Origin of the sequence: Mycobacteroides franklinii, from assembly GCF_002013895.1 — a bacterium.
In the GTDB taxonomy this organism is placed as follows: Bacteria; Actinomycetota; Actinomycetes; order Mycobacteriales; family Mycobacteriaceae; genus Mycobacterium; species Mycobacterium franklinii.
Map to the genome: position 1 here is coordinate 353,134 of NZ_MAFQ01000003.1, position 25,262 is coordinate 378,395.

The window sequence follows — 25,262 nt, forward strand, 5'->3', positions numbered from 1 at the left end:
CGGGTGGCCATTTACAAAGATCCAAGTGGACGGTCCGCGGGCCCGACCGCTCTCAAAATCCGCGGGCTTGCGCTGGCGCTGCTCGTCGCGGCCGGCGGCTACTCGCTCTATCAGTCCGGTATCGGCAGCTACGGTGACCCCTTCGAACTCACCCTCATCACCAACACCATCGGTGAGGGCATGGGTCCGGGTGGTGAGGTCAAGTACCGCGGTTACAACATCGGGCAGGTCAAGTCCCTGCAGACCACCGGGTACAACAAGCAGCGGATGACGGTGATCCTCGATGGCCGGCAGGCCAAGGCACTCACGTCAGATACCAAGGCGCAGTTCACCTCGTCGAACATCTTCGGCACCGCCGCGGTCGAGCTTGTCAGCAGTGGTGTCGGCGAGCGGCTGAAATCCGGTGGCGTGCTTGAGATCAGCAGTGATGTGCAGGCCGCCTCCATCACCGGCTTTCTTCGGATGGGTCAGCGGCTGGGCTCGATCCTGGACAGCCGCGAATTCAATGCGATCATCGCGACATTCGAGCGCCATGCCGACCTGACCGGACCGGTCGTGAAGTCCTTCTGGGACTTGTTCGCGATGATCGCCGATTCCCAGAAGGTGCCCTTCTCCAAGACCTTGGATGTGATGGCCTCGTTGATCGAGGGCACCAACGAGTTTGTCCCCGTCATCGGCTCTACCAACAAGCTGCTGGACAGCCTCACCTTCATGGTCGGGCCGGGCAACACCGAACGGGCCACCGCCGCACTGGGTTCGTTGTCGGATCTGCTGAAGTCGCTGGGTAGCGGGCTCGGTGCGAACAACGACTGGTTGGTTCCGCTGATTCGGTCGATCATGGATCTCGCGGTTCCCTTTACGTACTTCCTGGGCAGCCTCGCGCCGGCATACGACCGGGTGAACGGCCTACTCGACCGCACCACCGCCGCCTTCCCCGTCGACAACGGCAAGGTACGCATGAACGTTCAACTGATCATGGACACCGCGCCCGGGCTTGGTGCGGCACTGCCGATGGCACCGGAGGGTCAAGCCGCTCCCGTAGCCGCGACCGCCCCTGTCGGACCTACTCCCGGCCCAACCGCCGGAGGGCAGCGATGAAGCGGATTGCACTTCTGATGGCCGGCCTCACCGCGGTGGTCGCGGTGGCGGTGGTGCTGACCCTGATCATCGTGAACGCGCTACGCACACCGGTCAATGGTCCTGTCCGGCGCTTCGACGCGCTGTTCACCGATGCCTCGGGGTTGATCATCGGCAACGACGTTCGCATCTCCGGCGTACAGGTCGGCAAGGTGGAAAAGATTCATCTGGACGGCAACAACGCTCGGGTGACGTTCAACGTCCTCACCGATCATCCGCTGTACCAGAACACCACCATCGCCATCCGGTATCAATCGCTGGTCGGTCAGCGGTACGTCGAGATAGCGCAAGCGCCGACACCCAGCGCCCCGCTACCGGCGGGCGCCACCATACCGCTCGGGCAGACTATTCCCTCATTCGATATCGCCAAGCTGTTCAACGGTTTTCGACCCATCTTCGAAACACTGGACCCCGCCCAGTTCAACAGGCTGACCGAGAACATCCTGCAGCTCATACAGGGCGATCAGCGCGGCATCGGGCCAATCCTGCGGGATATCGATGCCGTGCTCAAACTTTCGGTTGACCGCCAGGCCGCCCTGCAGACCATCATCACGAATCTGGGTGATATCTCGAAGGATCTGGGGGGCACCTCAGATCAACTGTTCTTTCTGATCAACGACCTCAACGATGTGTTGGCGCCGTTCGAGAAACAGGCCGACGAATTCAATAGGGCCGGCGCGGATGCGCTGCCGGTCTTGCGTAGATCGGTCAGCATGTTGCGGTACATCGAGAACACGGTCGACGGAGCCCAGCTGCCCATGTACGACCTGGCGAGTCGCACCAACCCGGGCGCGCCCACCATCATCGCGGGTCTATCGCTGCTCCCCGATCTGATCCAAGGCATGCGCGACTCCCTCATCGAGGACAAGACGGCACCCCCCACCTCCTTCGAATGCAAGAACGGAGTGGTGAAGATGCCAGGAATCGGCGAGGTTTCCTTTGCCAATCAAGATCTGGTGGTGTGCAAGTGAATGCCCTCACAAGGTTTTTCGCGAGAAACCGTCCGATCCTCGACGAAGATGAGGCAGCCAAACGCAATCGCCGCAACGGTCTCATCGGCGTCCTCGTCATCGCCTCGGTGCTGGCCGCAACCGGAGTGGCCTTCGTCAACACGAGCGGCATGAAGACCTACGCGTTACACCTGCGGGCCTCGGGAGGGCTGCGCGCCGGAGACGATGTCCGGATCGCCGGCATCTCGGTGGGCAAGGTGTCCAGCGTGCGCATCGATAAGTCCTTGGTGGAGGCCACCTTTACGGTGGATCACACGGTGCCCGTCGGATCAGAGTCGCGAGCCGATATCCGCATGCTCACCCCGTTGGGCGGGCACTATGTGGCCCTGTATCCGGAAGGCTCCATCCCGCTGGGAAGCACACCCATCCCGCCCGAGCGCACCAGTGTCCCCTTCGAGATCAACGAGCTGTTTCAGAAGTTCACCCCCGTGGTCAAGAAGGTGGACGCCAAGGTCATCCACGACAGCCTGATGGAGGTCGCGAATGCAGTCGAGAAGTACCCCAACGGTTTACGCGACTTCTTTAAGTCATCTCAATCGCTCATCAGCGCGCTGGAGCCCAGCACCGAGGACTTCCACGCCACCCTGAACTACGCGAACGAGTACCTCCGCGCCTTCAAGACGGGTAAGGAGCAACTCGCCAAGATCGTCACCACGATGTCCAAACTCGGTGCCAAATACAGCAAGTCCACGACCGACCTGATCGAGGTCTTCGTGCTACTGCGAGATCTCATCCGACTTTTCCATCGATTCTTCGCGGCGTATGCGCGCGACTACGAGCCCATGCTCAACGGCCTCGACGACATCGTGGACACCCTGACCAAGTACCCCGAGAAGCTTGGCAAGGCCTCAGAACAATGGGGCCAACTCGTCGGAATTGTCCTGCCCATGCTCAGCGGCAACGGCATCACCGTCAATGAGAACGACCGAGTGATCCCGGGACAAGATGTCTGCCTGCCACACTTCTTCAGGTTTTGTTGAGGCCCTTGATGACACAGCCCATTTTTCTCCGGAATATCCTGACCCGCCTTGCGGGCATGCGGCCCGCCGCGCGTGCGGCGGTGGTGAGCGCCGTTGCGCTGGTGCTTGTCGCAGTGGTGGCTGTTGCCGGAATCTTCGGCGCCCGCACGGTCTTTCCGGCCGTCAAGAACCTGGTCATGCCATACCTGGGGAATGCTCATATCCCGTTGCTGGACAATACAAAAGCGCTCTGTGCGGACTTTCGCGACGGATCCGGGCTCTACAAGGGCAACAAGGTCCTGCTGCTCGGCGTAGAGATCGGAACGGTGACAGCGGTTACCAACAAACCCGATCATGTCGAGGTCGACTTCGAGATTCCGAGCGACATGGACCTGCCTGCCGACGTGGGCGCGGCGAGCTACTCGCAATCGGTGATCACCAATCGCAGTATCGAACTCACCAGGTCGTGGAGTGAGGGCGCCAAATTCACCGGAAACCAATGCATCTCCCTAGAGAACACCAGAACCCCGGTGACCGTTACCGAGTCGTTCTCCGCGATAGGCGAGCTTGCCGACACCCTGATGCAGGCGGCACCCGGGCAGGATCCCGCCAACTCGCCGGGCGTACAGGCGCTCAACAAGACCCTCAAGGGCGCGGCCAGATCGCTCGACGGCGTGGGCCCGGGCTTCAAGGAGATGCTCAACAACCTCACCACGATGGTGGGCGATCCCTACAAGGCCGACGCCGACTACCGTCAGCTGTTCGAGAACAGCGCGATCGTCACGTCGAACTGGCTGCAGTACTGGAACGAGTTCGCGGGCGTGGTCTCCTCGCTGCCCGATACCGCCCGTCTGATCGCGGGTATATCGGAGAACTTCTCGGTCGGCCTGGACTACCTGACGACACTGCTTCCGACACTGAACGGCATGGTCCAACGTGCCGCGGGTCGGTTGTACAAGAACGTCTTCGACAAGGTGGTGCCCTGGATACGCGACATCCTCAACGCCTACACACCGCATATCCTCACCTTCTTCAATACCTTGCCGCCCATGATCAATTGGCTGGCCGATGACATCTACCTGCCGAACACCAAGACCCACAACGTCACCTATGTTCCTCCGCGCGTTGCTATCTCGCCAGAACAGGCCAGCGCCATCTGCCAGAACCTGCGCAACCGGAACACCCCCGGATCTCAGGCAGCGTGCGCACCCGGAACCGCCTCGGATCCGGTCACCCTCGGCCTGACCAACCTGATCATGGGAGCCGCGCTGTCATGATCAGACGCATCCTGACAGTCCTGTTCGCCGCGGCATTCGCGGTGGTCCCGGCATGTTCCTCGGAGGCTCTCGACCCCACCAAGATGCCCATGCCCGGGGCCTACATCCCAAAGAACACCTATCGCATCAAGATTGAGTTCTCCAGCGTGCTGAATCTGCCGGGCCGGGCGAAGGTCGATGCCGGTGGCGTGCAGGTAGGTCTGTTGGACCGGGTGGAGCTCAAGGGCACCACCCCCGTCGTGTACGTCGATGTCGACGGCAGTGCCAAGTTCCCCCAGAACGTCAGGGCCGAGCTCCGGCAGGCCACCGTGCTCGGCGACATCTACATCGCGATGATCTCACCCAAGGATCCCGCGCCCACTCAGCTCAAGGACGGCGACACCATCGCCCTGGCCGACACCGTCCCGGCGGCGAACGTGGAAGACCTCATGCGGTCCATGTCCAATCTGATCGGTGGCGGCAGCCTCAACACTATGCAGACCACGGTGGCCAACATGAACAGCGCCTTCCCCCCACCGGAAGAACTCGACCGCATCCATCGATCGCTGGCCGGAATCATCAACGACCTGTCCAACAATCAGGACACCCTCAACAAGATCCTGACCAACATGCAGAACGTCAGCGAAACCTTCCGCGCCAACAAGGGCACGTACCTACGGCTCCTCACCGAGGGGCCCACCAAATTGCCCTCGCTGGCCAAAGTGGTTCTGAGCCTGAGCGATCTGATCATCAACGGCGCCGAGCTCTTGCGGCAGATCGGGCAGCTGCTGGACTACCCCAATCTGATGCAAGTCCTGTCCTACCTGACGCCGTTCATCCACAGCGCCTCGACCGCCGACACCACCATCCCGGTTCTCGGCGACAAGATGGTCCGGACCATCCGCGACAGAATCATCCCCTTCTTCAAGGATGGCGGTCCCAAATACACCGTCACCGATATCCAAACTCCCGACAGCACACTGGGCGTCAGCCCCGGGGAGCGCGCCGACTCGGTGATCCGGAACATGCAGACGATGGGACTGGTTCGATGAGGGTGAACGTCCTACTCACCCTCGCGGTGCTCTCGATCATCTCGCTAGTAGGCGCCGTCTACATGGCCTTCGGTGTCCTCGACATCGCCTCCACCAGCAAGACCAATCACATGACCCTCATGCTGAACAGCTCGGGCGGACTGATGTCCACCTCGCAAGTCACCCTGCGCGGAATCAAGGTGGGACGGGTCACCGATATTCAGGCCACCGCATCGGGTCTGGCGATCTCCATGGCTCTGGACAGCAGCTACCCCATTCCCGTCGACAGCCAAGTGAGTGTCCAGAACCTCTCCGCCGCAGGCGAGCAGTACGTGGAGTTCAAACCCGCGCGTATCGACCCCCCGTACTACAGCGATGGAGCCGTGATCCCGGCGTCGAAGGCCGCACCGGTCTACACCGTGAGCGATCTGCTGCAGAAGGGCAATGCGCTCATGCAGGCCATGAACGCCGACGACCTGCAAACCACGCTCGACAACGTGGCGGCCGGATTCATGGACAACACCAAGAACATTGATCAGTTGGCCACCACTGCAAGGCTATTCGCACAGATGGTGCGCGACGATAAGCACTATCTGGCCGAGGTGATCGGCAACATGGCCACCTTGACCAACGGTCTCGGCGACATCCGGGCCGGCGAGATCCTGAAGCAATCCGCCAAGACCATTCCGAGCAGCCTCGACGGCCTCTCGTCTCTGGTGAAGGTGATCGAGAAGCTCGAGCCCCTGGTCGAATCGGGTATGGGCGACGGGAAACCACTGACTGACCTGGTGGACAAGCTCATCGACTACATCAACGCCCTCTCTGAGCCGCTCTCTCAATTCGTGACCGTCCTCGAGCCTGTCGTAGCCCCGCTGCGCGATTTCAAATTGGACGCCGGTCACTGGCTGGACTTTTGGGACTCGACATTCAACAACCAGGGCGGCGTCCGAATCCACCTCGGTGTGCCCGAATGGCCTGCGCCCGAATCATCCCAGCCCGCACCGGGTACCCAGCCGTCGCAACCGTCCGCCAAACCGTCAGCACCCAAACCGACACCGGCACCACAAACGGCAACAGCAGGAAGGCCTGGATCATGACCGACATCTCCGAGCGCACGCTCACCCTGGATGACGCAGATCCCGAAGAACTCGCGGACATGGCCGAGGAGTCGAGCCCCGACTCGGCCGAGGCCCGAGCCGGAGCCAAGGTGGCGAAGGCGATACCTGAGAAGCGCACCAAAGCTGTTGAACAGCAGGCAGATACCACCGAGACCGATAGCGGACCCAACATCTGGAAGTGGATAGCCTTCGGGCTACTGACGCTGGGAATCATCGCCACGGTGCTTGGGGGCTGGCAGTACCAGAAGTTGTCCAACACCCTTGCGGCCACTCGCGCCGGCGATGCCGAGCGCGTCGCCGCCACCGACGCGGCTTCCACGTACGCGATGAAGTCCTTGACGTACACCTACGAAGACCCCGACGGATTCTTCAAGAACGTCAAAGAGAATGCCGCCGAGCCCCTGAAGAACAAGTACAGCGACGCCGAAAAGGTTCTCAAGGCCATCATGCTGCAGGCACAGGTGACGTCCAAGGGAGAGATCATCGCCTCGGACGCGGTCGCACAGCAGAACGGCATCTACCAGGTCGTCGTCACCACCCGGCAGACCACCCGGAACGTGCAGAACCCGGAGCCGCGGGCGACCACCCTGGTTCTGCAGATCACCGTCAAGAAGGACGGCGACGGATGGCAGGTCATGGACATCGGCCCCAAGAACGCCAGCTCCACCGGAACCATCATGCATCCCGGCGACCAGAAGCTGATCCCTGAAGGTCCTGACGCACCTCCCGCCGCCCCCGGTAAGGCGCCCGCGTCGAGCCTCCCCCCGCTGCCCGTGCTTCCCGGTCAGAAGTAGGCCATGCCCTGCAGTATGCGTAGCTTGAGTGCGGGTGTGGCCGCGGCCGCCCTTGTGGTGTCGGCGCAGACGATCCACCCGCTGGCGGTGGCGCGGGCGGCACTAGCCCCCTGCGCCAGCCGAACCACCATGATCGTCCCGGAAACTCCCATGGCGCACACGGATTGCCGTCTTACCGCAACGGACGGCACCGGGATCACCTTCGATGTCGTGTACTGGCGACCGCTCCCCGACAACAACGACGCCCCGGACTATCCGCCGTTGTCGGTGCGGGTCACCATCAAGGATGCCGCCGGCAACAAATTGCAAGAGGTCAACGAGCTGCTCGAGGCATCGAGCCCCGCACCGGTCGGCCTGCAGGACATCGATGGGGATGGCCGGGACGAGATGATCATTCCGATGGCGACCCGCGTCATGAATGGTGCTGTGAACAGCCGCTTTTCGGTGTGGCGGGCAGAGAAGCAGACCACGCACTTCGAGCGGGTTCAAATGTTCGGGCAGGCCATCTACCCCAGTGGGGATGGGTATGTGGTGGTCAACAGTGGCGCCTTCTCCAGCCGCGATCTTGATTTCTACCTACCCACCGCGGCCGGCTACACCCAGATCGTCACCCTGACGATGACCACCGAAGAGGTCGACCCCAACACCCGCAAGGTCCTCACCGCAAGCTGCATGGTGCACAAGCAGTCCGGCCTGGGGGCCATCGATATGGACTGGCAGGACTCACCGGTGTTCTGCGACTCCCCTGCGGCCAAGGCGATTTGGCCGGACGCCGAGCGGGTGGAGACCAACCGCCGCGTGCAGGGCCGCTAACGCACCTCCGGTAGGTGGCTCGCGCCGTCGAGAAGTTCGATCAGGGATCGCAGGCCCGGGCGCAATCCCCAGGTGAAGACCACACACAGCAGAGGTTGCAGCCACCGCAAAGGAAGCCATGAAACGAAACGCGGGGTTATCGCGACGGTCCACTCCAGCATGCAACCATCCGGAACACTGGTGAACACGTAGTCCTCTGCCCACAGTTTCAGCAGCGGCCAGGTGCCCGCCACCGCGGCGTAGGTGATGCGATGCGGTGGTTCGTAACGCCAGAATCTCTCCCGCTGGATCCACAGAAACCGCCAGGGAGCCGAGACCGTACCCATCTCTCGCTCCATGCCCACGCGGCGGCCCGGTTCGTCGTATCGCACGCCGCAACCGAACGGGAGCCACGACCACGCATGGTCGCTGTCCAGTGCGGCCCATACCTGGCCGATGGGTACGGAGAAGGTGTGGGATGTTCGCAACACGATGGCCGCTGACTCGAACGCAGAATCGTCCGCCATCGGAACCCGGCACTGGGGCGCGAGCATCGGCCAGCTCACCGTCAGACCGTGGCCTGCGAATGATCCACGACCGCACCACAGTCGGCATCAACACTGCGCTGCCCGTACGCATAGTCCTCGGCCGGGAAGTGTCTCGCCGCCCGGCGCGCCTGCAGGGTTGTCGTCGGGCGCAACAACGGAGCATCGTCATCGGCGTTCTTCCAGTAAGAACGCACTCCCCGGTTGAGCTCGGTGAAGTAGTACTTCAAGTTCCTGCCGTTGCGCAACATGCTCTGGTGGAAGCGGTCCAGTGCTTCTTGCCGTACTTCCATGCGCGTGGCGCGCCGCTCATCCGCCAACGAGATAGCGCGCACGATGTGCGTGACCGCAGTGTCGGCGAGCCCGTGCCATCCGCCGTTGCCGGTCCACGAGTACGGACCGACGATGATCCAGCGATTCGGGAACCCCGTGATCGAGACACTTTCGTAGGCCTGCATGCCGTGGGTGTTGAAAAAGTCCCCGAGGTCACGTCCGCTGGCTCCGGTGACCCGCCCTCGCTTGTAGGAGGCGGGCTCTGAGAACAGCTCGAAACCCGTGGCAGTAATAAGGAAATCTGCCTCGTGAACTGTGCCGTCGGCGGTACGCACTCCCTCCGGCACCACTTCCTCGATGGGCGTGGTCACCAGGGAGCAGTGCGGCTTGTTGAAGACCCGTGGGAAGTCGGAGTTGAGGGTGGGCCGATTGCCGAACGGGCCGAAAGACGGGAGCAGCTCACGGGCCACCTCCGGATCGCGCACCACCGCACGCAAGTATGCGCCGTACAGTGCACGGCCCGCTCTATCGAAGGCCCGCATCAACGGTCGCATGACGGCGCCGGGGGTGTGGATCATGAACCACAAGCCCAGGCTGCCGCCCACCAACGCGCCCCACTCGATCACCGAGAACAATCCCGGGATGCGCAGTGCCCATTGGGCTATCACGGGGATCCGGAAATCGGGTTTGGGGATGCAATACACGGGTGTGCGTTGGAACACCGTCAGCGATTGGGTGTCCTGCGCTATCGCGCCACACAACTGAACGCCGGTGGCCCCGGTGCCGATGACCGCCACTCGCTTGCCGCGCACGTCATGTTCCGGGAGCCACTGCACCGGCGTCACCCGAGTGCCTGCGAAGCTGTCCAGCCCCTCGATAGCGGGCTTCTTCGGGTCAAAGAACGGGCCGATCGCCGAAATCACGAACCGCGCGGTAATCACCGCACCATCCGCGAGATTCAGCCGCCAGCAATGGTTTTCCTCATCCCATTCCTCGTTGCGCACCTCGACACCGAACCGGAAGTGCGGCCGCAGACGGAAACTCTCGGCAACCCGCTGGTGGTAGGCCTGCACCTCGGCGCCGGGAGCGAATACGCGGGACCACTGCGGGTTGCGCAAGAACGGGAACTGGTAGATCACCGACGGGATGTCCACTGCGATACCCGGATACACGTTGTCACGCCAGGTGCCACCCAGGTCGGCAGCCCGATCGATGATCACGAAATCCTCGATACCCGCCTGCTGCAGACGCACGCCGGCGCATAGACCGCCGATACCCGCGCCGATCACGACAACGTGGTGATCGGGAGTTGATCTGGTCATGGGAGCTCCTCATTCGAAGTACCGGAAGGACAACTGGTTGATGTTTCAGGCGATGGCGGCAACCATCGGTGCATGGAGAAACCGGTAGTACGCCAACGGCGACCGAACGGAATCCTTACGGGAATCCGGGCGAGGATCACTCTGCCTCCCACGAGGCCAACCAGCTCGCTGCGGGGCGCCGCTTCGATACAAGTAGGCCCACCATTCAACGTATCGCCATCTTGCTTCTTCAGCATGTTCAGCTAGTTCGACTGCGCGGCAGTGGTTTCCGCCAGCCGCGGGCCATCACCCGGACCTGGTAGCCGATCAAAGCGGAAGTCGTCCAACGGGAAGCGTTTACTGGCTCGCGTCGACTGATACGCCGTGGTGGGACGCAAGAACGAAAAGTCGCCATGCCGGTCGATGTAGTAGGAGTTGGCGTTGACACACGCCCGACCGTGCATCAGCGTCGACTCCGCCTTGGGCGCGATGAATTCGAAGAATCTGTTGTTGGCTTCTTCGGTCACCGCGATGGCTGTGGCGCCCCGTCTGTGTGCCTCGGCGATGATCCGCACCGCGATACGCGTCGCGTTCTCCACCATGACGTGCCACGAGCTGCCGCTCCACGCGAACGGCCCGAACACCATGAACGTGTTAGGTAGCTGGGGCATCGTGACACCCTCGTAGGCCCGGGCACGATTGTGTTCATAGTAGTCGGCGAGGTCGAATCCATTGCGTCCCTTGACGGGGCGGGCGCGATACACCTCGGGGCTTTGCGACATCTCGAACCCTGTCGCGAGCACCAGTACGTCGATGTCGCGACGCACACCGTTCTTCGTGACAATGCCCGTCGGGGTGATCTCGGCGATCGGATCGGTCACCAGATCCACATGCGGTTGGGTGAAGGTGCGGTAGTAGATGTTCGAGACGCTCGGGCGCTTGCACCCGAATCCATACTCCGGTGTCAGTTTCCTGCGCAGCTCCCGGTCGCGGACCTGGCTGAAAAGGAATGCGCGGCATGCCCAATTCGGTATGAGCGTGATCGGAGCAATCTGCTTGCCATACACGGTGATCGCCACCAGGCCAACCTCCACCGCCGCCGCCGCGATCCCCCGGATCAACGACTGCAAGCCGGGAACATACTGCAGCGCCCAGCGCGCGATGCGCGGTATCGGAAAATCGGGTTTGGCGAAGACCCAGATGGCACGGCGCTGATAAACGTCCAGGCGCGATGCCATCCGCGCCATTTGGGGAATGAGCTGCACCGACGTAGCACCCGTTCCGATCACGGCGATCCGCTTGCCCGCCAGATCGTAGCCATGATCCCAGTTCTGGGTCTGAATGACCTTGCCGCCAAACGATTCCAGGCCGGCAATATCGGGCACCTTCGGCTCGACGAAGGCACCGACTGCGGTGATAACGAACCGAGAGGTGATCACGCGGCCGTCGGCCAGACTCAAGAGCCACAGGTGGTTGTCCTCATCCCACACCCGTTCCATGACCTCATGACCCAACCGGAGGTGGTCGTTCAGCCGGTACTGATCCACCAAGCCGGCGATGTACTGCTGCACCTCGCGCCCCTTGGGGAAGGTGCGAGACCAATTGGGATTCTTCGCAAAGGAGAACTGATACACAATCCCGGGAACATCCACGGCGACATCGGGGTAGTGGTTGTTGTACCAGGTGCCGCCGATTCCCGCGGAGCGCTCGAGGATGACGAAGTCGGTCAGGCCGGCACGCTTGAGTCCTATGGCGGCGCCAAGTCCACCGATGCCCGCGCCGATAATGACGATCTCGTGTTCGGGGTTGCTCATAGGGCCGCCCCGGCCTGCCGGTTGATGCGGCCGTCGTACTCACTGCGGGCTCGCCGATCCACCGGTCCAACGGTTCTGTCGGCGTTCACAACTCGCCTGCCCAGCAGCCATAACCACTCGGGAACCAGGTGCTGCAGCCGAAGCGCTAGGACCGTACCCCTCGGGGAACCGACCACTGCAGGCCGGTTGCGCACGGTCCTGACCGCGTCGCGCGCCACCCAGCCGGGCGGAATGATCCCCAGCTTCTCCCACCATGTGAAGGGGATCCCGTCCACGAGCTGGGTGCGAACAGCCGATGGCATCACCGTCGAGATGGTCACGCCAGTGCCGGCGAGCTCCTCGCGGGCGCTGCGGGCGAATCCGGTGGCGGCGTGCTTCGACGCGACGTAGCTCGCCAGTCCGGGCGAGTGAATAGCGCCCGCCGCCGACGTCACGTTGATGAAATGCCCTCTGCCCCGGCCGATCATCCGTGGCGCCAGCACCTGGAAGGAGATGTAGTGGCTCCAGAAGTTGACGCGCATCGTAGCCTCCGCCACCCCGCGGGACTCTTCCAGCAGCGGGCCCACGGGCATGATCCCGGCATTGTTCACCACGATGTCGATGGGTCCGATGGAGTCCTCGATCTCGTCCACCACCCGCAGGTACTCGTCGAATTCGGTCACGTCCAGCACGAAACCTCGCGCACCCGAACCGACCTCACGTGCCGCGTCGGTGGCGGCAGCTTCGTCGAGGTCGGCGATGACCACTCGTGCACCCATGCCCGCCAATCGGTGGGCGATGGCCAGGCCGATTCCGCGGGCTCCACCCGTGACCAACGCGACGGCACCATCCATCTGAATCTCGGTGAACTTCATGCCGCCTGCCGTCCCACATGAGCCTTGACGAATGCCGAGATCTCCGCGACAGCGGCCCTCGCATCGGCGAGTACATCCGCGGCGATCTGGAAAACGTGCACCTGATTCCTCCATATCTGTAGTTCGACGGGTACACCCGCCTCGGCCATCCGAGTGGCGGCGAATTCGCTATCGGGGCGCAGGATCTCGTCGCTGCCCACCTGAAAAAGTGTCGGCGGCAGGCACTCCAACGTGGGAAGGCAACCTTCGACGAAGCTGTCGAGAACCTCAAGCCCTGCGGTGGTCGTCTCGGCGGACAACATGAGGCGTTCCATGGCGATCAGTGCCGCTTCCGGGAACAGTGGGTCGTTGGATTGCGTGGCCAGGACCAGCTTGCCCGCCGGGTCACGTTGAACCAGTGGGGATATGCACACCAGCGCACCCGGCGAGCCGTAGCCGCGACGCTGTGCGATCAGGCTCGTGACCAGGCCCAGGAAGCCGCCGGCGGAATCTCCGGCGATGGCGATCTCCGAGGGCTGATAACCCATCTCGATGAGCTGCCGAAATCCGTCGAGGGCGTCCTCGACGGCTGCGGAGACAGGGTGCTCGGGCAACTTGCGGTAGTTGACGGCAAGGGACGTGACGCCGGCACCCGTGACGATGCGCGAGACCAGCCTGCGGTGCGAGTTCAGGCCGCCGACGACAAACGCGCCGCCGTGCAGGTACAGCAGCGCGCCATACGACGGGCCATCGCCGCATGACATGAGTTCCGCCTCGCAATGGGCAAGCCGCACCGGGGTACGGTGCACTCCCCGCACCGGCCTCAGCACGACGGCTGCCAGGTCAACGACTCGGTACGGCCATGGCAGATGAGGGAAACGCGCCCACAGCGCAATCACCGGGTAGGCGACGGCACGGATGGCCCATCGCCCCAATCGCAAGAGAACCGTCAGCGAGCCCCGTTCGGAGCGCACGAGCTCCACGCGTTCGGGATGCAGCGGCACCACGTTGGCCGTCATCGGCGCTCCTCGATGGTTTCGAAAACAAACAGGTGTTTAACAGACTGACATGCCATTCATAAAAATACAAGATGGCATTCCCGCCACCACCGAGGCGGCTGTTATTGCTGTTGAGACCAGATTTCGATGCCCTCACCCATGGGTGTGGCGGCATCGGCGAGGCCGAGGTACTCGCGCGCAATCGCCGACCAGGGCGCCTCGGCGCCGAGCTTGCCGAGCAGTGCCGCCACGCACATCTCCGTGCGCCGCGCCATCGCGTGCGTCTCCACCAACCGCTGGTGGCGGATGCCGTCGTAGAACTTGGACGAGGGCAGCACCGCGTCGGCGACCGAGCGACGGGCGATATCCGGGGTCATCCGCAGGCTCCCGTCCCCGAGATGCCAGCTACTGACCGCGCGGATGTACTCGGTGGCAGCGCTTCGTTCCATGGCCGCCGGGTCAGCCAGGAATCCCGCAGCCACAGCGAGTTCGAACGCCTCATCGTCATCTCCGGTGAGCAGCGCCCGGAACACCTTGCGCTGAACCTCGGCGTCCTCGGGGTCCATATCCATGCACAGCCCGAAGTCCACGAAACCGACCCGGCCGTCGGGAAGCAGCATGATGTTGCCGGGATGCGGGTCGGCACAAAAGAATCCCGTCCGGTACATCTCACCGCAGTAGAAGCGGTAGATCGCCTCCCCCACTCGGTCCCGCACCGGCTGATCCTCGCCGCCGAGACTGTCGAAGGGCGCACCGTCGAGGTACTCGGTCACCAGGACCTGTTCGGTGCACAGTTCTGCAATCGGTTCCGGGATACGCCATGCGGGGTGCCCGCGAAATGCGTCGAAAATCCGCTGATGATGCGCCAGTTCGGTGCGATAGTCGACTTCCTTGATCATCTGCCGCTGCACCTCCGCCACAATGGCCTGAGTGTTGCTCGCCGGCATCTTCTTGGCTGCCAGCTTGGTGACCAGTTGCAGATTCTTCAGATCCGCGCGGACCTTGGACGCGATATCCGGGTACTGGATCTTGATCGCGACTGTCCGCCCGTCGTCAAGACGGCCGCGGTACACCTGCCCGATCGAGGCCGAGGCGATGGCGCCTGCATCGACGCTCACGATCCTGGCCCGCAGATTGCCCAACGCACGCTCCAGCGCCGTGTGCATCGTCGCGTCGGGAACCCTTGGCGCATTGTCGAATAGCGGCGCGAGCCGGGCGGTGAACTCATCCCTGGCCGATGCGGAGGTGATGCCCACATCCACCACCGACAGCAGCTGCCCCAGTTTCTGTGCGGCACCCTTCATCGAGCCCGCGACGGCCACAAGGTCGTCGGCGAACCGCAAGATATCGGCGTCGCGCCGGGCGGCCACATCCGCGGCGACCGGCTTGATCGCCGTCGTTATCGCCGAGCGAACGGCATGGCCGGCAACAACCTTCCCCAGCGCCGCCGCCCTCTTCGCGCGCAGCGGCACGCCCGTTCGAGTCTCGTTGACTTCGTTGTCAACTGGTTCGCCGATGGGTGTGCTCCTTCGTTCCCGTGCCGACCTATGGCGCTGGATTCAGACCATAGAGCAAAAACTGCGTGATGGCTTGCGCATACTCGTCGACGTGGTCTGTCCGGCCGTTGTCATCGACAATCAGGGTGACGGCACCCACCAACAGCGACACGAAGGCCTGCCCCAGGAACTCGGTGTCCATCGACGGGTTGATGCGGTCCGCGCCGATCATCGAGAACACCGACTGCTCGCTGCGCACCGAGGCAAAGCGGAAGAACTGGATAATGGACTGAAGCGCTTCCGAGTCCACTCCGGCGGCCTCGGTACACACGAAGATCAACGCGGGCAACCGACCGGCCACCGCCTCCAATGCATTCCTAAATCCTTGTGCAAGAGCGTGTTCGATATCGCGGCGGGCATCGAGTCGGGCAACCGTCCTGGACAGGGCCGGTTCCATCGCCGAGAATTCGCGGACCATCAGCGCATCGAGCAAGTCGCGCTTGTTTTGGTAGTAGTTGTAGAACGTGCCGTGGCTGACCCCGAGTCTTTCCACGATCTCATTCACCCCGACGGCGTGATAGCCGTCGGACAGGAAGCATTCGAGCGCGGCATCGAGAAGCTCATTGCGCCGGTCGGCCGCGACAGGCAACGGAACATGTCCGGAGTCAACGGCTTCCGCCGACCCGTGTCCCTCCCCCAGTTCCAGGCTCACACCGTCGCGCAGGATGCCCTTCTCCGCGATCAGCGACGCGGTGCTCACGAAACGTTCCCGGGTACCGGGGTTGTCGTGCCGGCTTTGGGCGAGTAGGAAACCCGGCAGGACCAGTGCCGGCAGCAGCCGCGCCAGCACGGTGTGGTTCTGGGCATCCTCCGGGAGCCAGCCGGCCCGGCTACCGGACTCCAAGCCCCGCTGCACGTACGAGTCGAGCATCCCCTGGATGCCGACGACTCGCTGCTTGAGCTCCTTGTCGGCCGCGGCCGACTGCACCGTCAGGAGTTTCAGCAGCGCGGGTTCCCGGTCAACCAGTGCGTAGAGGCGGCGGCCGCCCTCCATGATGATGTCGTTGCGTTCCTCGATACCCGCCGTGCCGCCGACGACGTCGAAGAAATCATCGAGTGCCAGGGTGTCGATGAGCCGTTCCACGCCATAGTCGAAAACCAGGTCGAGGACCTCGCGCTTGCTGTCGACATACCGATAGACGGTGCCCTGCCCCATACCCGCGCGGGTCGCGATATCGGACATGCTGGTCTGCTCGTAGCCGTTTTCGGTGAAGGCCGCGAAAGCCGCGTCCACGATCTGCTGACGCCGCTTGTCGGCAAGTCCGGACACCGGGGGCCGTCCTCGGCGAGGGGGCTCCTGCGGCACTAGCTGCTCCATCGACGTGTCCGACCTAACCAGGGCGCACAGATCTGAGCGCCTCGTTGCCGTCCGAGTCTAAACGCCTCCGGGTCAGACCCGGCGAACTCAGCCTTCGAGTTTGTAGCCCAATCCGCGCACCGTGACCAGGTGCACCGGATTGGCCGGATCAGCCTCGATCTTGGACCGCAGCCGCTTGACGTGCACGTCGAGGGTCTTGGTGTCGCCCACATAGTCCGCGCCCCAGACCCGATCAATCAGCTGACCGCGGGTGAGCACCCGGCCACTGTTGCGGATCAGGTATTCCAGCAAGTCGAATTCCTTGAGCGGCAGGGTGATCGCTTCCCCATTCACCGAGACGGTGTGCCGGTCGACATCCATGCGCACCGGCCCGGCCTCCAGCACCCCGTCACCGGAGGCGGTCTCTTCGGAGTCCGAGCCGCGACGCAGCACCGCGCGAATGCGGGCGATGAGCTCACGTGCCGAGTACGGCTTGGTCACGTAATCGTCGGCGCCCAGCTCCAGCCCGACGACCTTGTCGATCTCGCTGTCGCGTGCGGTCACCATGATCACCGGGACGCTGGACTTGGCACGCAGTTGCTTGCACACATCGGTGCCGCTCATCCCCGGCAGCATGAGGTCCAGCAGCACGATATCGGCGCCGGCGCGCTCGAATTCGGCGAGCGCGGAGGGACCGTCGTTCACGATGGTCGCCTCGAAACCCTCCTTACGCAGCAGGAAGGCCAGTGGATCGGCCAGCGAGTCTTCGTCCTCAACAATCAAGACACTGGTCATCGACGTACATGTTCCTCTCGTGAAGTCGCTTTGTGCTCTTCGCGTAAGCGGCTGATAGGTACTTGTGGTGCGGCGTGATTACTCGCATCTTTGCGAGGCGTGCTCTGGTCGGAGGGTAGGTGCGCTTCGGTGTCCTCGACGTCGTCCTGATCCTCGTACACGGGCAGAGACAGCGTGAAGGTCGATCCCGTGCCCGGCTGGCTCCACAACTTGATGGCGCCATTGTGGTTGGCCGCCACATGCTTGACGATCGCCAGCCCAAGCCCGGTGCCGCCGGTGTCGCGGGAGCGCGCCTTGTCGACCCGGAAGAACCGTTCGAAGACGCGCTCCTGATGTTCCTTGGCGATCCCGATGCCACGGTCGGTGACGGCGATCTCGATTTTGTCGCCGCGGCGCCGGCGGCTGATCGACACCGGCGATCCCTGTGGCGAGTAGGCGACCGCATTGGCCACCAGATTGCTGATCGCGGTGATGAGCAGGGTGGGGTCGCCGCGCACCTCAAAGCCGCTGGGTGCGTCGGTGGTGACCGCGATATCGGCGTTCTCTGCCGCCACCTTGGACCGGCTCATCGCCTCGGACACCACGAAGTCGACGTCGACGACCTCCAGGTCGGGCAGCTTTTCGGCCCCCTGCAGCCGCGAGAGCGCGATGAGTTCGGTGACCATGTTGCCGAGACGGCGAGACTCCGCGAGCACCTGTTCGCCGAAATGCCGCACGGTCTCGGGGTCATCGGAGGACTCCAGCAGCGCCTCGGCGAGCACGCCCATCGCGCCGACGGGCGTCTTGAGCTCGTGGCTGACGTTGGCCACGAAATCGCGGCGGGTGGCCTCCATGCGGACATGCTCGGAGTCGTCGTCGACGTAGATGACCACCCAGCGGGTATCGGCGTCGGAAAGCCTGCGTACGTGACCGCGCAGAGAGAACCCCGCACGGCCCGGCGCCTTCGGCTTGGTGGTCAGGTCCACTTCCACGGCCTCACCGGTGACCAATGTCCGCTGCGCGGCATTCCATGCGTGCTCGTCGAGTTGACGGTCGCGCACCAGGCCGAGTTCGCGGGCGCGGGCGTTGACCAGGACCACATCCTGATGCTTGTCCACGACGACGATTCCCGTCGGCGCGATGGCGACGATGCGCTCCAGCATCTGCGAGACCGTCAGACCTGTCTGGGCTACATCGGAACCCTTCCGGGTCTTCCGGAGGGTCGGGGAGCGCCGTGAGTACCAGACGCCCAGCGCCGCACCCGCAGCAAGCGCCGCGACGGCTGCGATCGTCACGATCACAACCAGAGAGCCCGATGCGGCGGTCACGCGAAAAGCGTACGCATTCGGTGAACGTCACCCCAGCAGCGTGCGGCTAAATGCCGAGCAAGTCACATATTCCCGCACAGGTGTTAGGCGTGCGTTTACCGATTATTCGCCAATTGGCGAACTTTTGGTGGGGCCAGACTCTCGGTGAGGCTATTTCGCGCCCTGGTTGGCTACCGCCGCGGCGCCTGCGGCCGCGGCCTCCGGGTCCAGGTAGACCCCACCCGGAGTGATCGGTTTGAGGTTCTCGTCGAGGTCGTACCGCAACGGAATGCCCGTGGGAATGTTCAGGCCGACGATCTCCTCGTCGGAGATCCCGTCGAGGTACTTCACCAGTGCGCGCAGCGAATTACCGTGAGCGGCAACGAGAACTGTCCTACCCGCGCGCAGCTCCGGCACGATGGAGTCTTCGTAGTACGGCACGAACCGCGCCACCACATCGGCCAGACATTCGGTGAGCGGCCCGCCGTCGATATCGGCGTAGCGGGGATCCTGGTCCTGGCTGTAGTGGCTGCCACGCTCGATGGGCGGCGGCGGGGTGTCGTAGCTGCGGCGCCAGGCCATGAACTGGTCCTCGCCGTACTTGGCCTTGGTTTCCGCCTTGTCCAGCCCCTGTAGCGCACCGTAGTGGCGCTCATTGAGGCGCCAATCGCGCACCACCGGGATCCACAGCCGGTCGGCCGTGTCGAGGGCCAAGTGCGCGGTGTTGATCGCGCGACGCAGCAGCGAGGTGAACAGAATGTCCGGCAGCAGCCCCTGCTGAGCGAGCAGCTCACCACCACGCTGCGCCTCGGACCTGCCTTTTTCGGTCAGGTCGACATCGACCCAGCCGGTGAAGAGGTTCTTGGCGTTCCACTGGCTCTCGCCGTGGCGCAGCAGGATCAGGGTGGCCCCGTTTGACTGACTGGAGGTCTCGCCGCTCATGCGCGTTACCTTATCTACTCGCGCTTCGGTTCGATACAGCGATACCCGGCGCTGGTTTAGACAACGGCCTGGTCAGCAGCCACCGCCACGGCCCGCACCTGCTCGGCCCGCCCCTCAAACGCGTAGTCATGGAGCGGAAACGTGCGCGACGAGCGGCGCGCGGCCTGCGTGGACATGGGCCGGATGTACGCGGACTCGCCGTTGTGGTCGAAGTAGTAGCTGTTGGCAGAGGCGCAGTTGCCGACTTGGAACAACGAGGTGGCATACCGGCCACGAACCTGTTCGGTCCAGTCCACCGCCGCCTGCCGGCGTACTTCGACATCGGTAGCGCCCAGGCGCTGCGCCTCGGCGATCACCCGGCTGATGTGCGCGCCCGCCGTGTCCACGACGCTGTGCCACGTGCCGCCGGTCCATCCGTAGTGCCCGAACACCTGGAAGTAGTTGGGCAATCCGGGAGTGGAGATGCCGTGATAGCTCTCCGGCAGCTGGTGCGCGTAGAAGTCGCCGAGGTCAAACCCGTGGCGCCCGGTGACCGGGGTGTCCCGGTAGATCTGCGGGTCGTAGAACAACCGGAATCCGGTCGCGAGCACGAGGACGTCGACGGGGCGTTCGCGCCCGTCACGCGTGCGAATCCCGGCCCGGGTGATGGTCTCGATCGGATCGGTGATGAGGTCGACATTGTCCCGATTGAAGGTCTGCAGATAGGAACTGGAGACCGCGGGGCGCTTGCAACCGAAGTCGTAGTCCGGAGTGAGTTTGGCGCGAAGCTCCTTGTCCGGCACTGCCATCCGATAGGTCACGTTACGCAGGAAGCTCGACACCGCCTGTGGGATGACCTTGACGTTCGCGTAGTACATGACGCCGTACACCAGCACCCCGGCGTAGACGAGTTCCAGCCCTTCCTGCAGCAGCCGCTGGGCGAGGGGCACCCGACGGAAGAAGGTCTTGACGGCCCCGGGCGTGGTGGGGTCGAACTTGGGAAAGATCCAGATCGGCGTGCGCTGATAGACATCGAGGTGGCCTACTTCGGGCGCGATCTCCGGAATGATCTGTACGGCACTCGCTCCGGTGCCGATGATGGCGACGCGCTTGCCCGCCAGGTCGACACTCTGATCCCAGGACGCCGATTTCACGATCGTGCCCGCGAAGTCGTCCAGGCCGGGGAGTTCCGCCGGTTTGGGTTCTGGGAATGGACCGGCCGCCACGATGACGAACCGCGCGGTCACGTCCTTGCCGTTGACCTTCATGCGCCAAAGATCGGCGTCGTCGTCCCAATGGCGTTCCCCCACTTCACTGTTGAAGCGAATAAGTTCACGCACACCGAAATCGTCGGTCAACCGCTCGACATACGCCAGCACCTCCGGGCCCTTGGCGTAGAACCGGGACCAGTCGGGGTTGCAGGCTTCCCGGAACTGATATGCCTGCGCGGGGACATCGACGCCGATACCGGGATACACATTGTCGCGCCAGGTTCCGCCGACGCCGGCGGCCCGCTCGAAGATGGTGACATCCGTGACGCCGGCCCGCAGCAGGTCGCGGGCCACCCCGATGCCGGACAGACCGGCACCGATGATCACCACCTGATGATCGGGCCCCCGCATGGGCTTACGACGTCGCGCGCTCATGCCGTTGCCTCGTAGGTGAGCTCCTTGGACCAGGACGGCTGCGCCGGAAGCCATTTACGCGGAATGTGGTCAGAGGCCTTGACCATGGAGTTGGCCAAGTAGTGATAGGGGTGATCGGGGTTGATGACCCACTGGGAGCCCTTCTTCAAGAACCGGTAGATGAACAGCCGGGTCCCCTTGCCGCGGTCTCCGACGTTGGAGAAGCGGTTCATCGCGTCGTACAGCCGCTGTTCACTCAGCCCCATCGCCACGATGTTGTTGCGAATCCGGTTGATGAGCGGAATCCCGGCACCCAGCCCCACCAAACCTGCGACCAGGAAGGAGGGGCTGACCAACGTGCCGACGTTCTCGATGACGGCCCGGCGCATCGGCCCCTGTCCCATCATGTCGAGGACGTGGAAATCGACTGCGAGGTGCCGAGATTCGTCGGAGTTGATATGCCGGAACGCATCGTGGCAGATCGGGTCCTGCACCTCCTCGAGGAGGAACTTCAGCAGCGCGCCGTCGAGCGCCACCTCAAGCAGCGGGATGACCGTGCCGAGGACCGTCAGCGAGAGACCGTCCGAATACTTGTCCAACCATTCGATGGCCAAGCGCACGTTGATGTTCGGCTCGGGGATCTCATCCTCCTTGAGCATCCCCCAACGCCTCATGAGTGCGAGTTCGGCGTTGGCGTGCTTCTGCTCTTCGGCGTGGAAGTAGCGGTAGATCTCGGCAAGCGTGGGGTCCGGCGCCTTCTTGGCCAGCGCGGCGAACCCACGCGCGCCGATGTTCTCGATCCACACCAGGTCTGCCATGAAGCTCTTGAGCTTGGGCCACAGTTCGGGGCTGATGGTCTCGGCGCCGGGCGCATCCCAGTCGACGTCCGCGAGCGCCCACTGCTTGTCCTTGATGGTCTGCAGCATGTCTTCCAATACAACGGCCATTGCCATTCCTCCTTATGCGGACTGCGCTGTGGTGGTTTCGACGTGGTCAGCGAGAGTCTGGGTGACAAATCTCCCTGCCGCACGCACGGCAGCTCCGGCCTCGGTGCTGAACCGCGGGAGCGCCTGAAACACGTGGATCTGCCCCGGCCATACCTGCAGTTCACATTGCCCACCGGTACGGGTGATCATGAGTTCGAGATGTTCGGCGTCGGCGGCCATCATCTCGCGGCCACCTACCTGAATCAGGGTGGGCGGCAACACTGTTCCCGGTACCAGAGAGATCCGCAGCCGGGGATCGCCCTCGTCCCGCCCCTGCGTGTACATGTCCACAAGACGCCGTGCGGCGGCGGCGGAGATGATCGGGTCCGGGGCATCACGTTCGCGTTCGGCCGACATCCCCAGCGTGAGATCCATCAGCGGTGAGAACAGCACCATCGCTCCCGGTTGCGGTACCCCGAGCCGATGGTTCTCCGCGATGAGGTCCACCGCGAGATGTCCACCCGCCGAGTCGCCGGCGATCACAATGTCTTTGGCGGCGTACCCCTTCTCGAGAAGCCATTGGTAGGCCACCCGTACATCGTCGGCCGCCGCCGGGAACGGGTGCTCCGGCGCCAGCCGGTAATCGAGACTGAAGGCGGGCAACCCGGTGGCCCGGGACAGTCGCGCCACCAGCCTGCGATGTGTCCGGGGCGAGCACACCACGTATCCGCTGCCGTGAATGTAGAACAGGATCGGGCCATCGGGATCGCTGTTGGCGGTGTGCACCCACTCGCCCCGCAGATCGCGCTCTCTGACCCGCGAGATCCTGACATCGTCAGGCATCGGACTACCGGCTGCCATGGTCCCGGCGACGACGCTGCGTGCCGCGGCGACCCCAAACCTGTTGAGCCGTACCCGATTGAACACCGGACGCAGCGCCAATCCGGTCAGTGCCGCTGTCGCCCGGGTGCGCCGGGACGCGGGCTGCACACCTGCGCTCAGGTCGGGGCGTATCGCACCCTTGACCCGCGCGGTCACCTTGTCCACCCGGCTGCGCACCCGCTGCACAGCATCCCTGCCCGGTTGCCGGCGGGGAGGGTCTGCCTGGAAGAGGTTCGGGAACCCCGCCACCGAAATATCGTCCAGCTCGGGCATTTCGCGACCGCCGATTCCCGTCACCGGGATTCTCGACGCCGCCATCTCCTCGGGCGCCGAAGCGAAAACGATCACATCGCAATGATGTTCAATGCCTTCGACACTCCGGATTCCCGCGGCGCTGAAGCGCGCGATGGGCCACGTGATCAATGTGCAATTGGGTGCCTGCAGCGCGGTGTAGAACTCGTCGGCGACCACCACATTGGGACGCCCGGTCAGGGGCAACGGCGTGAGCTGTCGGCGCGTCCATGGATCTTCGATGTGCTGGCGCAGATTGTTTCGCGCCAGCAGCTCGAGGATGCCCGCACGCTGGGGGCGCCGTCCCGCGAACCACGCCTGTCGCGCCGCATCCCTGACCGCCGGAACCTTCACCAGAAGCCGGGCAGCGCGAGTCTCCCGGCGCGGCAGTATCCAGTCCGGGGAGCTTTGAAAGAGCTTGACAGCGGCCGCCTCTCGCACGATCTCGGGAAGCAAGGTAGCTGCGGCGGCGCCGTTGCCGACCACAGCTACCCGCTTACCGGCCAGGACAACGTCTCTGAACTCCTGGCCTCGCACGACCGTCCCGGCATAGGCCTCCATACCGGGAACCGTCGGATCTGCTTCTGATCGCGAGCCGATGGCCAGCACCACCGATCTCACCGACAGGTCTTCTCCCCCAGCGATGTCAACATTCCAGCGCCCGTCGACCTCGTCGTAGGCGAGCGCGGACACTTCCTGCCCGAGACGCACGTGCTTGCCCAGGTCGAACAGCCGGACGGTGTCGTCACGCCAGGTGCCGGCCTGCGCTTCGCCACGATCCAGCAGCACGAAGTTGTGGATGCCGGCACGCTTCAAACCGGCGGCCACACTCAGCCCGGTGAATCCGGCCCCGATGATGGCGGCATCTGCATGCATGGTCATCACCGCACATCCGCGCCGAGTAGTTCTTTGGCATCAACCGGCGACGGCATCAGCCGACCGATCAGGCCGGCACCCCAGCGGTAGGGGTTTGGGGTATGCCGTTTGAGGTGCCACACGAGCTTGGCGTCGAGCTGCGGGACGACGTAGAACCGTCCCCGATCGTGCGCATCGAGCGTGCCGCGCGCGATCCGTTCCGGCGAGACACCGGTGTACTTCATCACCGATGCGGCAAGGCCGCTGACCGAGCCGCTGATGCGGCCGTCGCTGACGATGTTGGTCTTGACGAACGTCGGGCACAGCACCGTGACCTTGACTCCGGAGCCACTCAGCTCGGCGGACAGCGTCTCCGATAGCGCCAGCACGCCCGCCTTGCTCACGTTATAGGCGGCCATCATGGGCGCGGCAGCGAAGCTCGCGGCCGAGGCGACGTTGATGATGCCACCGAAACGTTGCTCACGTAGCAGCGGAGTGAACACCTGACAGCCGTAGATGACACCCCACAGGTTGATGGCCAGGGTGCTCTCCCAATCGGACATCGACATCGTGCCCACCGGCAGCCCGCCGGTGCCGATCCCGGCGTTGTTGATCACCAGGTCCGCGGGCCGGCCCAACCAGCTCTCGGACACCCTGGCCAGCTCATTGATCTGCTCGTACGAGGTGACGTCGCAGGACACCGCGTGGGCTTGCCCACCACCGATCATCTCGACGGTCTCCTGCGCCCGGCCCAGGTCGATGTCAGCGCAGACGACGCGGCTGCCGCGTGCGGCGAGCGTCTGGGCGAAGGCGCGGCCAATGCCGCTGCCCGCACCGGTCACCACCGCACTCGCTCCGTAGCTGACCTTCGGACGTCGGCGCGGGTAGGCTCCCGCGTCGGGTGCCGTCATTGGCATCACCCTTCGCTTGTCGCTTACGCATGACATGTAAACGTAAATCAAGCGTG

The 25,262-nt window shown here is 63.7% G+C and carries 22 protein-coding genes; 8 read left to right on the forward strand and 14 right to left on the reverse strand.

Annotation, left to right across the window (positions count from 1 at the left end; translation table 11 throughout):
• Window positions 1–3 precede the first annotated feature (3 nt).
• The 8 genes from B4393_RS05610 to B4393_RS05645 are packed head-to-tail and all read left to right on the forward strand — an operon-like array spanning window position 4 to window position 8,118.
• The gene (locus B4393_RS05610; RefSeq protein WP_078333266.1) at window positions 4–1,098 is read left to right on the forward strand and encodes an MlaD family protein; all 1,095 of its coding nucleotides are present in this window, start codon (window positions 4–6) and stop codon (window positions 1,096–1,098) included.
• Window positions 1,095–2,108: an MlaD family protein gene (locus B4393_RS05615; protein WP_078333267.1), complete on the forward strand. Its 1,014-nt coding sequence runs from the start codon at window positions 1,095–1,097 to the stop codon at window positions 2,106–2,108. Before B4393_RS05610 ends, B4393_RS05615 begins: the two co-directional genes overlap by 4 nt.
• A complete protein-coding gene (locus B4393_RS05620) occupies window positions 2,105–3,127 on the forward strand; it encodes an MCE family protein (protein ID WP_413816130.1) in 1,023 nt (340 codons plus the stop codon). The genes B4393_RS05615 and B4393_RS05620 overlap by 4 nt, the downstream gene beginning before the upstream one ends.
• 8 nt (window positions 3,128–3,135) lie before the next feature.
• The gene (locus B4393_RS05625) at window positions 3,136–4,383 is read left to right on the forward strand and encodes an MlaD family protein (RefSeq protein WP_078333269.1); all 1,248 of its coding nucleotides are present in this window, start codon (window positions 3,136–3,138) and stop codon (window positions 4,381–4,383) included.
• Window positions 4,380–5,414 carry an MlaD family protein gene (locus B4393_RS05630; protein WP_078333270.1) on the forward strand — a complete coding sequence of 345 codons (1,035 nt, stop codon included), beginning with the start codon at window positions 4,380–4,382 and terminating at the stop codon, window positions 5,412–5,414. Before B4393_RS05625 ends, B4393_RS05630 begins: the two co-directional genes overlap by 4 nt.
• Window positions 5,411–6,490 carry an MlaD family protein gene (locus B4393_RS05635; protein ID WP_078333271.1) on the forward strand — a complete coding sequence of 360 codons (1,080 nt, stop codon included), beginning with the start codon at window positions 5,411–5,413 and terminating at the stop codon, window positions 6,488–6,490. Before B4393_RS05630 ends, B4393_RS05635 begins: the two co-directional genes overlap by 4 nt.
• Window positions 6,487–7,305 (forward strand): hypothetical protein, encoded by an 819-nt coding sequence (locus B4393_RS05640; RefSeq protein WP_078333272.1) that lies wholly within the window; start codon window positions 6,487–6,489, stop codon window positions 7,303–7,305. The genes B4393_RS05635 and B4393_RS05640 overlap by 4 nt, the downstream gene beginning before the upstream one ends.
• A gap of 3 nt (window positions 7,306–7,308) precedes the next feature.
• Window positions 7,309–8,118 carry a hypothetical protein gene (locus tag B4393_RS05645; RefSeq protein ID WP_078333273.1) on the forward strand — a complete coding sequence of 270 codons (810 nt, stop codon included), beginning with the start codon at window positions 7,309–7,311 and terminating at the stop codon, window positions 8,116–8,118.
• Here B4393_RS05645 and B4393_RS05650 read toward each other — a convergent pair.
• The 14 genes from B4393_RS05650 to B4393_RS05720 all read right to left on the reverse strand — a co-directional run bounded on the left by B4393_RS05650 (window position 8,115) and on the right by B4393_RS05720 (window position 25,206).
• Window positions 8,115–8,651: an SRPBCC family protein gene (locus B4393_RS05650; RefSeq protein ID WP_078333357.1), complete on the reverse strand. Its 537-nt coding sequence runs from the start codon at window positions 8,649–8,651 to the stop codon at window positions 8,115–8,117. The two genes, B4393_RS05645 and B4393_RS05650, sit on opposite strands and share 4 nt — an antisense overlap.
• A 14-nt stretch (window positions 8,652–8,665) precedes the next feature.
• On the reverse strand, window positions 8,666–10,237 hold the full coding sequence (locus B4393_RS05655) for a flavin-containing monooxygenase (protein WP_078333274.1): 1,572 nt from the start codon (window positions 10,235–10,237) through the stop codon (window positions 8,666–8,668).
• 242 nt (window positions 10,238–10,479) lie between these two features.
• Complete coding sequence (locus B4393_RS05665; RefSeq protein ID WP_078333276.1) at window positions 10,480–12,030, reverse strand: flavin-containing monooxygenase; 1,551 nt, start codon at window positions 12,028–12,030, stop codon at window positions 10,480–10,482.
• Complete coding sequence (locus B4393_RS05670; RefSeq protein WP_078333277.1) at window positions 12,027–12,884, reverse strand: SDR family NAD(P)-dependent oxidoreductase; 858 nt, start codon at window positions 12,882–12,884, stop codon at window positions 12,027–12,029. Before B4393_RS05670 ends, B4393_RS05665 begins: the two co-directional genes overlap by 4 nt.
• A complete protein-coding gene (locus B4393_RS05675; RefSeq protein WP_078333278.1) occupies window positions 12,881–13,882 on the reverse strand; it encodes an alpha/beta hydrolase in 1,002 nt (333 codons plus the stop codon). The genes B4393_RS05670 and B4393_RS05675 overlap by 4 nt, the downstream gene beginning before the upstream one ends.
• A gap of 101 nt (window positions 13,883–13,983) precedes the next feature.
• A complete protein-coding gene (locus B4393_RS05680) occupies window positions 13,984–15,333 on the reverse strand; it encodes an ABC1 kinase family protein (protein WP_078333279.1) in 1,350 nt (449 codons plus the stop codon).
• 73 nt (window positions 15,334–15,406) lie between these two features.
• Window positions 15,407–16,687, reverse strand: coding sequence for a TetR/AcrR family transcriptional regulator (locus B4393_RS05685; protein WP_078333280.1), 1,281 nt, complete (start codon window positions 16,685–16,687; stop codon window positions 15,407–15,409).
• A gap of 135 nt (window positions 16,688–16,822) precedes the next feature.
• Window positions 16,823–17,509: a response regulator transcription factor gene (locus B4393_RS05690; protein ID WP_005062021.1), complete on the reverse strand. Its 687-nt coding sequence runs from the start codon at window positions 17,507–17,509 to the stop codon at window positions 16,823–16,825.
• A complete protein-coding gene (locus B4393_RS05695; protein WP_078333281.1) occupies window positions 17,506–18,816 on the reverse strand; it encodes a sensor histidine kinase in 1,311 nt (436 codons plus the stop codon). The genes B4393_RS05690 and B4393_RS05695 overlap by 4 nt, the downstream gene beginning before the upstream one ends.
• A 150-nt stretch (window positions 18,817–18,966) precedes the next feature.
• Window positions 18,967–19,737, reverse strand: coding sequence for a phosphoglyceromutase (locus tag B4393_RS05700; RefSeq protein WP_078333282.1), 771 nt, complete (start codon window positions 19,735–19,737; stop codon window positions 18,967–18,969).
• 56 nt (window positions 19,738–19,793) lie between these two features.
• A complete protein-coding gene (locus B4393_RS05705; protein ID WP_078333283.1) occupies window positions 19,794–21,362 on the reverse strand; it encodes a flavin-containing monooxygenase in 1,569 nt (522 codons plus the stop codon).
• Complete coding sequence (locus B4393_RS05710; protein ID WP_070939258.1) at window positions 21,359–22,288, reverse strand: reductase; 930 nt, start codon at window positions 22,286–22,288, stop codon at window positions 21,359–21,361. The genes B4393_RS05705 and B4393_RS05710 overlap by 4 nt, the downstream gene beginning before the upstream one ends.
• Before the next feature lie 12 nt (window positions 22,289–22,300).
• Window positions 22,301–24,322, reverse strand: coding sequence for a flavin-containing monooxygenase (locus tag B4393_RS05715; RefSeq protein WP_078333284.1), 2,022 nt, complete (start codon window positions 24,320–24,322; stop codon window positions 22,301–22,303).
• Window positions 24,322–25,206 (reverse strand): SDR family NAD(P)-dependent oxidoreductase, encoded by an 885-nt coding sequence (locus B4393_RS05720; RefSeq protein WP_078333285.1) that lies wholly within the window; start codon window positions 25,204–25,206, stop codon window positions 24,322–24,324. Before B4393_RS05720 ends, B4393_RS05715 begins: the two co-directional genes overlap by 1 nt.
• Window positions 25,207–25,262: the final 56 nt, after the last annotated feature.

Excerpts from the sequence above, each read along its gene's own strand:
- B4393_RS05630 (WP_078333270.1), top strand. The coding sequence starts at position 4,380 with ATGATCAGACGCATCCTGACAGTCCTGTTCGCCGCGGCATTCGCGGTG.
- B4393_RS05670 (WP_078333277.1), bottom strand. The coding sequence starts at position 12,884 with ATGAAGTTCACCGAGATTCAGATGGATGGTGCCGTCGCGTTGGTCACG.
- B4393_RS05625 (WP_078333269.1), top strand. The coding sequence starts at position 3,136 with ATGACACAGCCCATTTTTCTCCGGAATATCCTGACCCGCCTTGCGGGC.
- B4393_RS05690 (WP_005062021.1), bottom strand. The coding sequence starts at position 17,509 with ATGACCAGTGTCTTGATTGTTGAGGACGAAGACTCGCTGGCCGATCCA.
- B4393_RS05710 (WP_070939258.1), bottom strand. The coding sequence starts at position 22,288 with ATGGCCGTTGTATTGGAAGACATGCTGCAGACCATCAAGGACAAGCAG.
- B4393_RS05705 (WP_078333283.1), bottom strand. The coding sequence starts at position 21,362 with ATGAGCGCGCGACGTCGTAAGCCCATGCGGGGGCCCGATCATCAGGTG.
- B4393_RS05675 (WP_078333278.1), bottom strand. The coding sequence starts at position 13,882 with ATGACGGCCAACGTGGTGCCGCTGCATCCCGAACGCGTGGAGCTCGTG.
- B4393_RS05700 (WP_078333282.1), bottom strand. The coding sequence starts at position 19,737 with ATGAGCGGCGAGACCTCCAGTCAGTCAAACGGGGCCACCCTGATCCTG.
- B4393_RS05615 (WP_078333267.1), top strand. The coding sequence starts at position 1,095 with ATGAAGCGGATTGCACTTCTGATGGCCGGCCTCACCGCGGTGGTCGCG.
- B4393_RS05665 (WP_078333276.1), bottom strand. The coding sequence starts at position 12,030 with ATGAGCAACCCCGAACACGAGATCGTCATTATCGGCGCGGGCATCGGT.
- B4393_RS05650 (WP_078333357.1), bottom strand. The coding sequence starts at position 8,651 with ATGCTCGCGCCCCAGTGCCGGGTTCCGATGGCGGACGATTCTGCGTTC.
- B4393_RS05720 (WP_078333285.1), bottom strand. The coding sequence starts at position 25,206 with ATGACGGCACCCGACGCGGGAGCCTACCCGCGCCGACGTCCGAAGGTC.
- B4393_RS05640 (WP_078333272.1), top strand. The coding sequence starts at position 6,487 with ATGACCGACATCTCCGAGCGCACGCTCACCCTGGATGACGCAGATCCC.
- B4393_RS05655 (WP_078333274.1), bottom strand. The coding sequence starts at position 10,237 with ATGACCAGATCAACTCCCGATCACCACGTTGTCGTGATCGGCGCGGGT.
- B4393_RS05635 (WP_078333271.1), top strand. The coding sequence starts at position 5,411 with ATGAGGGTGAACGTCCTACTCACCCTCGCGGTGCTCTCGATCATCTCG.
- B4393_RS05715 (WP_078333284.1), bottom strand. The coding sequence starts at position 24,322 with ATGACCATGCATGCAGATGCCGCCATCATCGGGGCCGGATTCACCGGG.
- B4393_RS05645 (WP_078333273.1), top strand. The coding sequence starts at position 7,309 with ATGCCCTGCAGTATGCGTAGCTTGAGTGCGGGTGTGGCCGCGGCCGCC.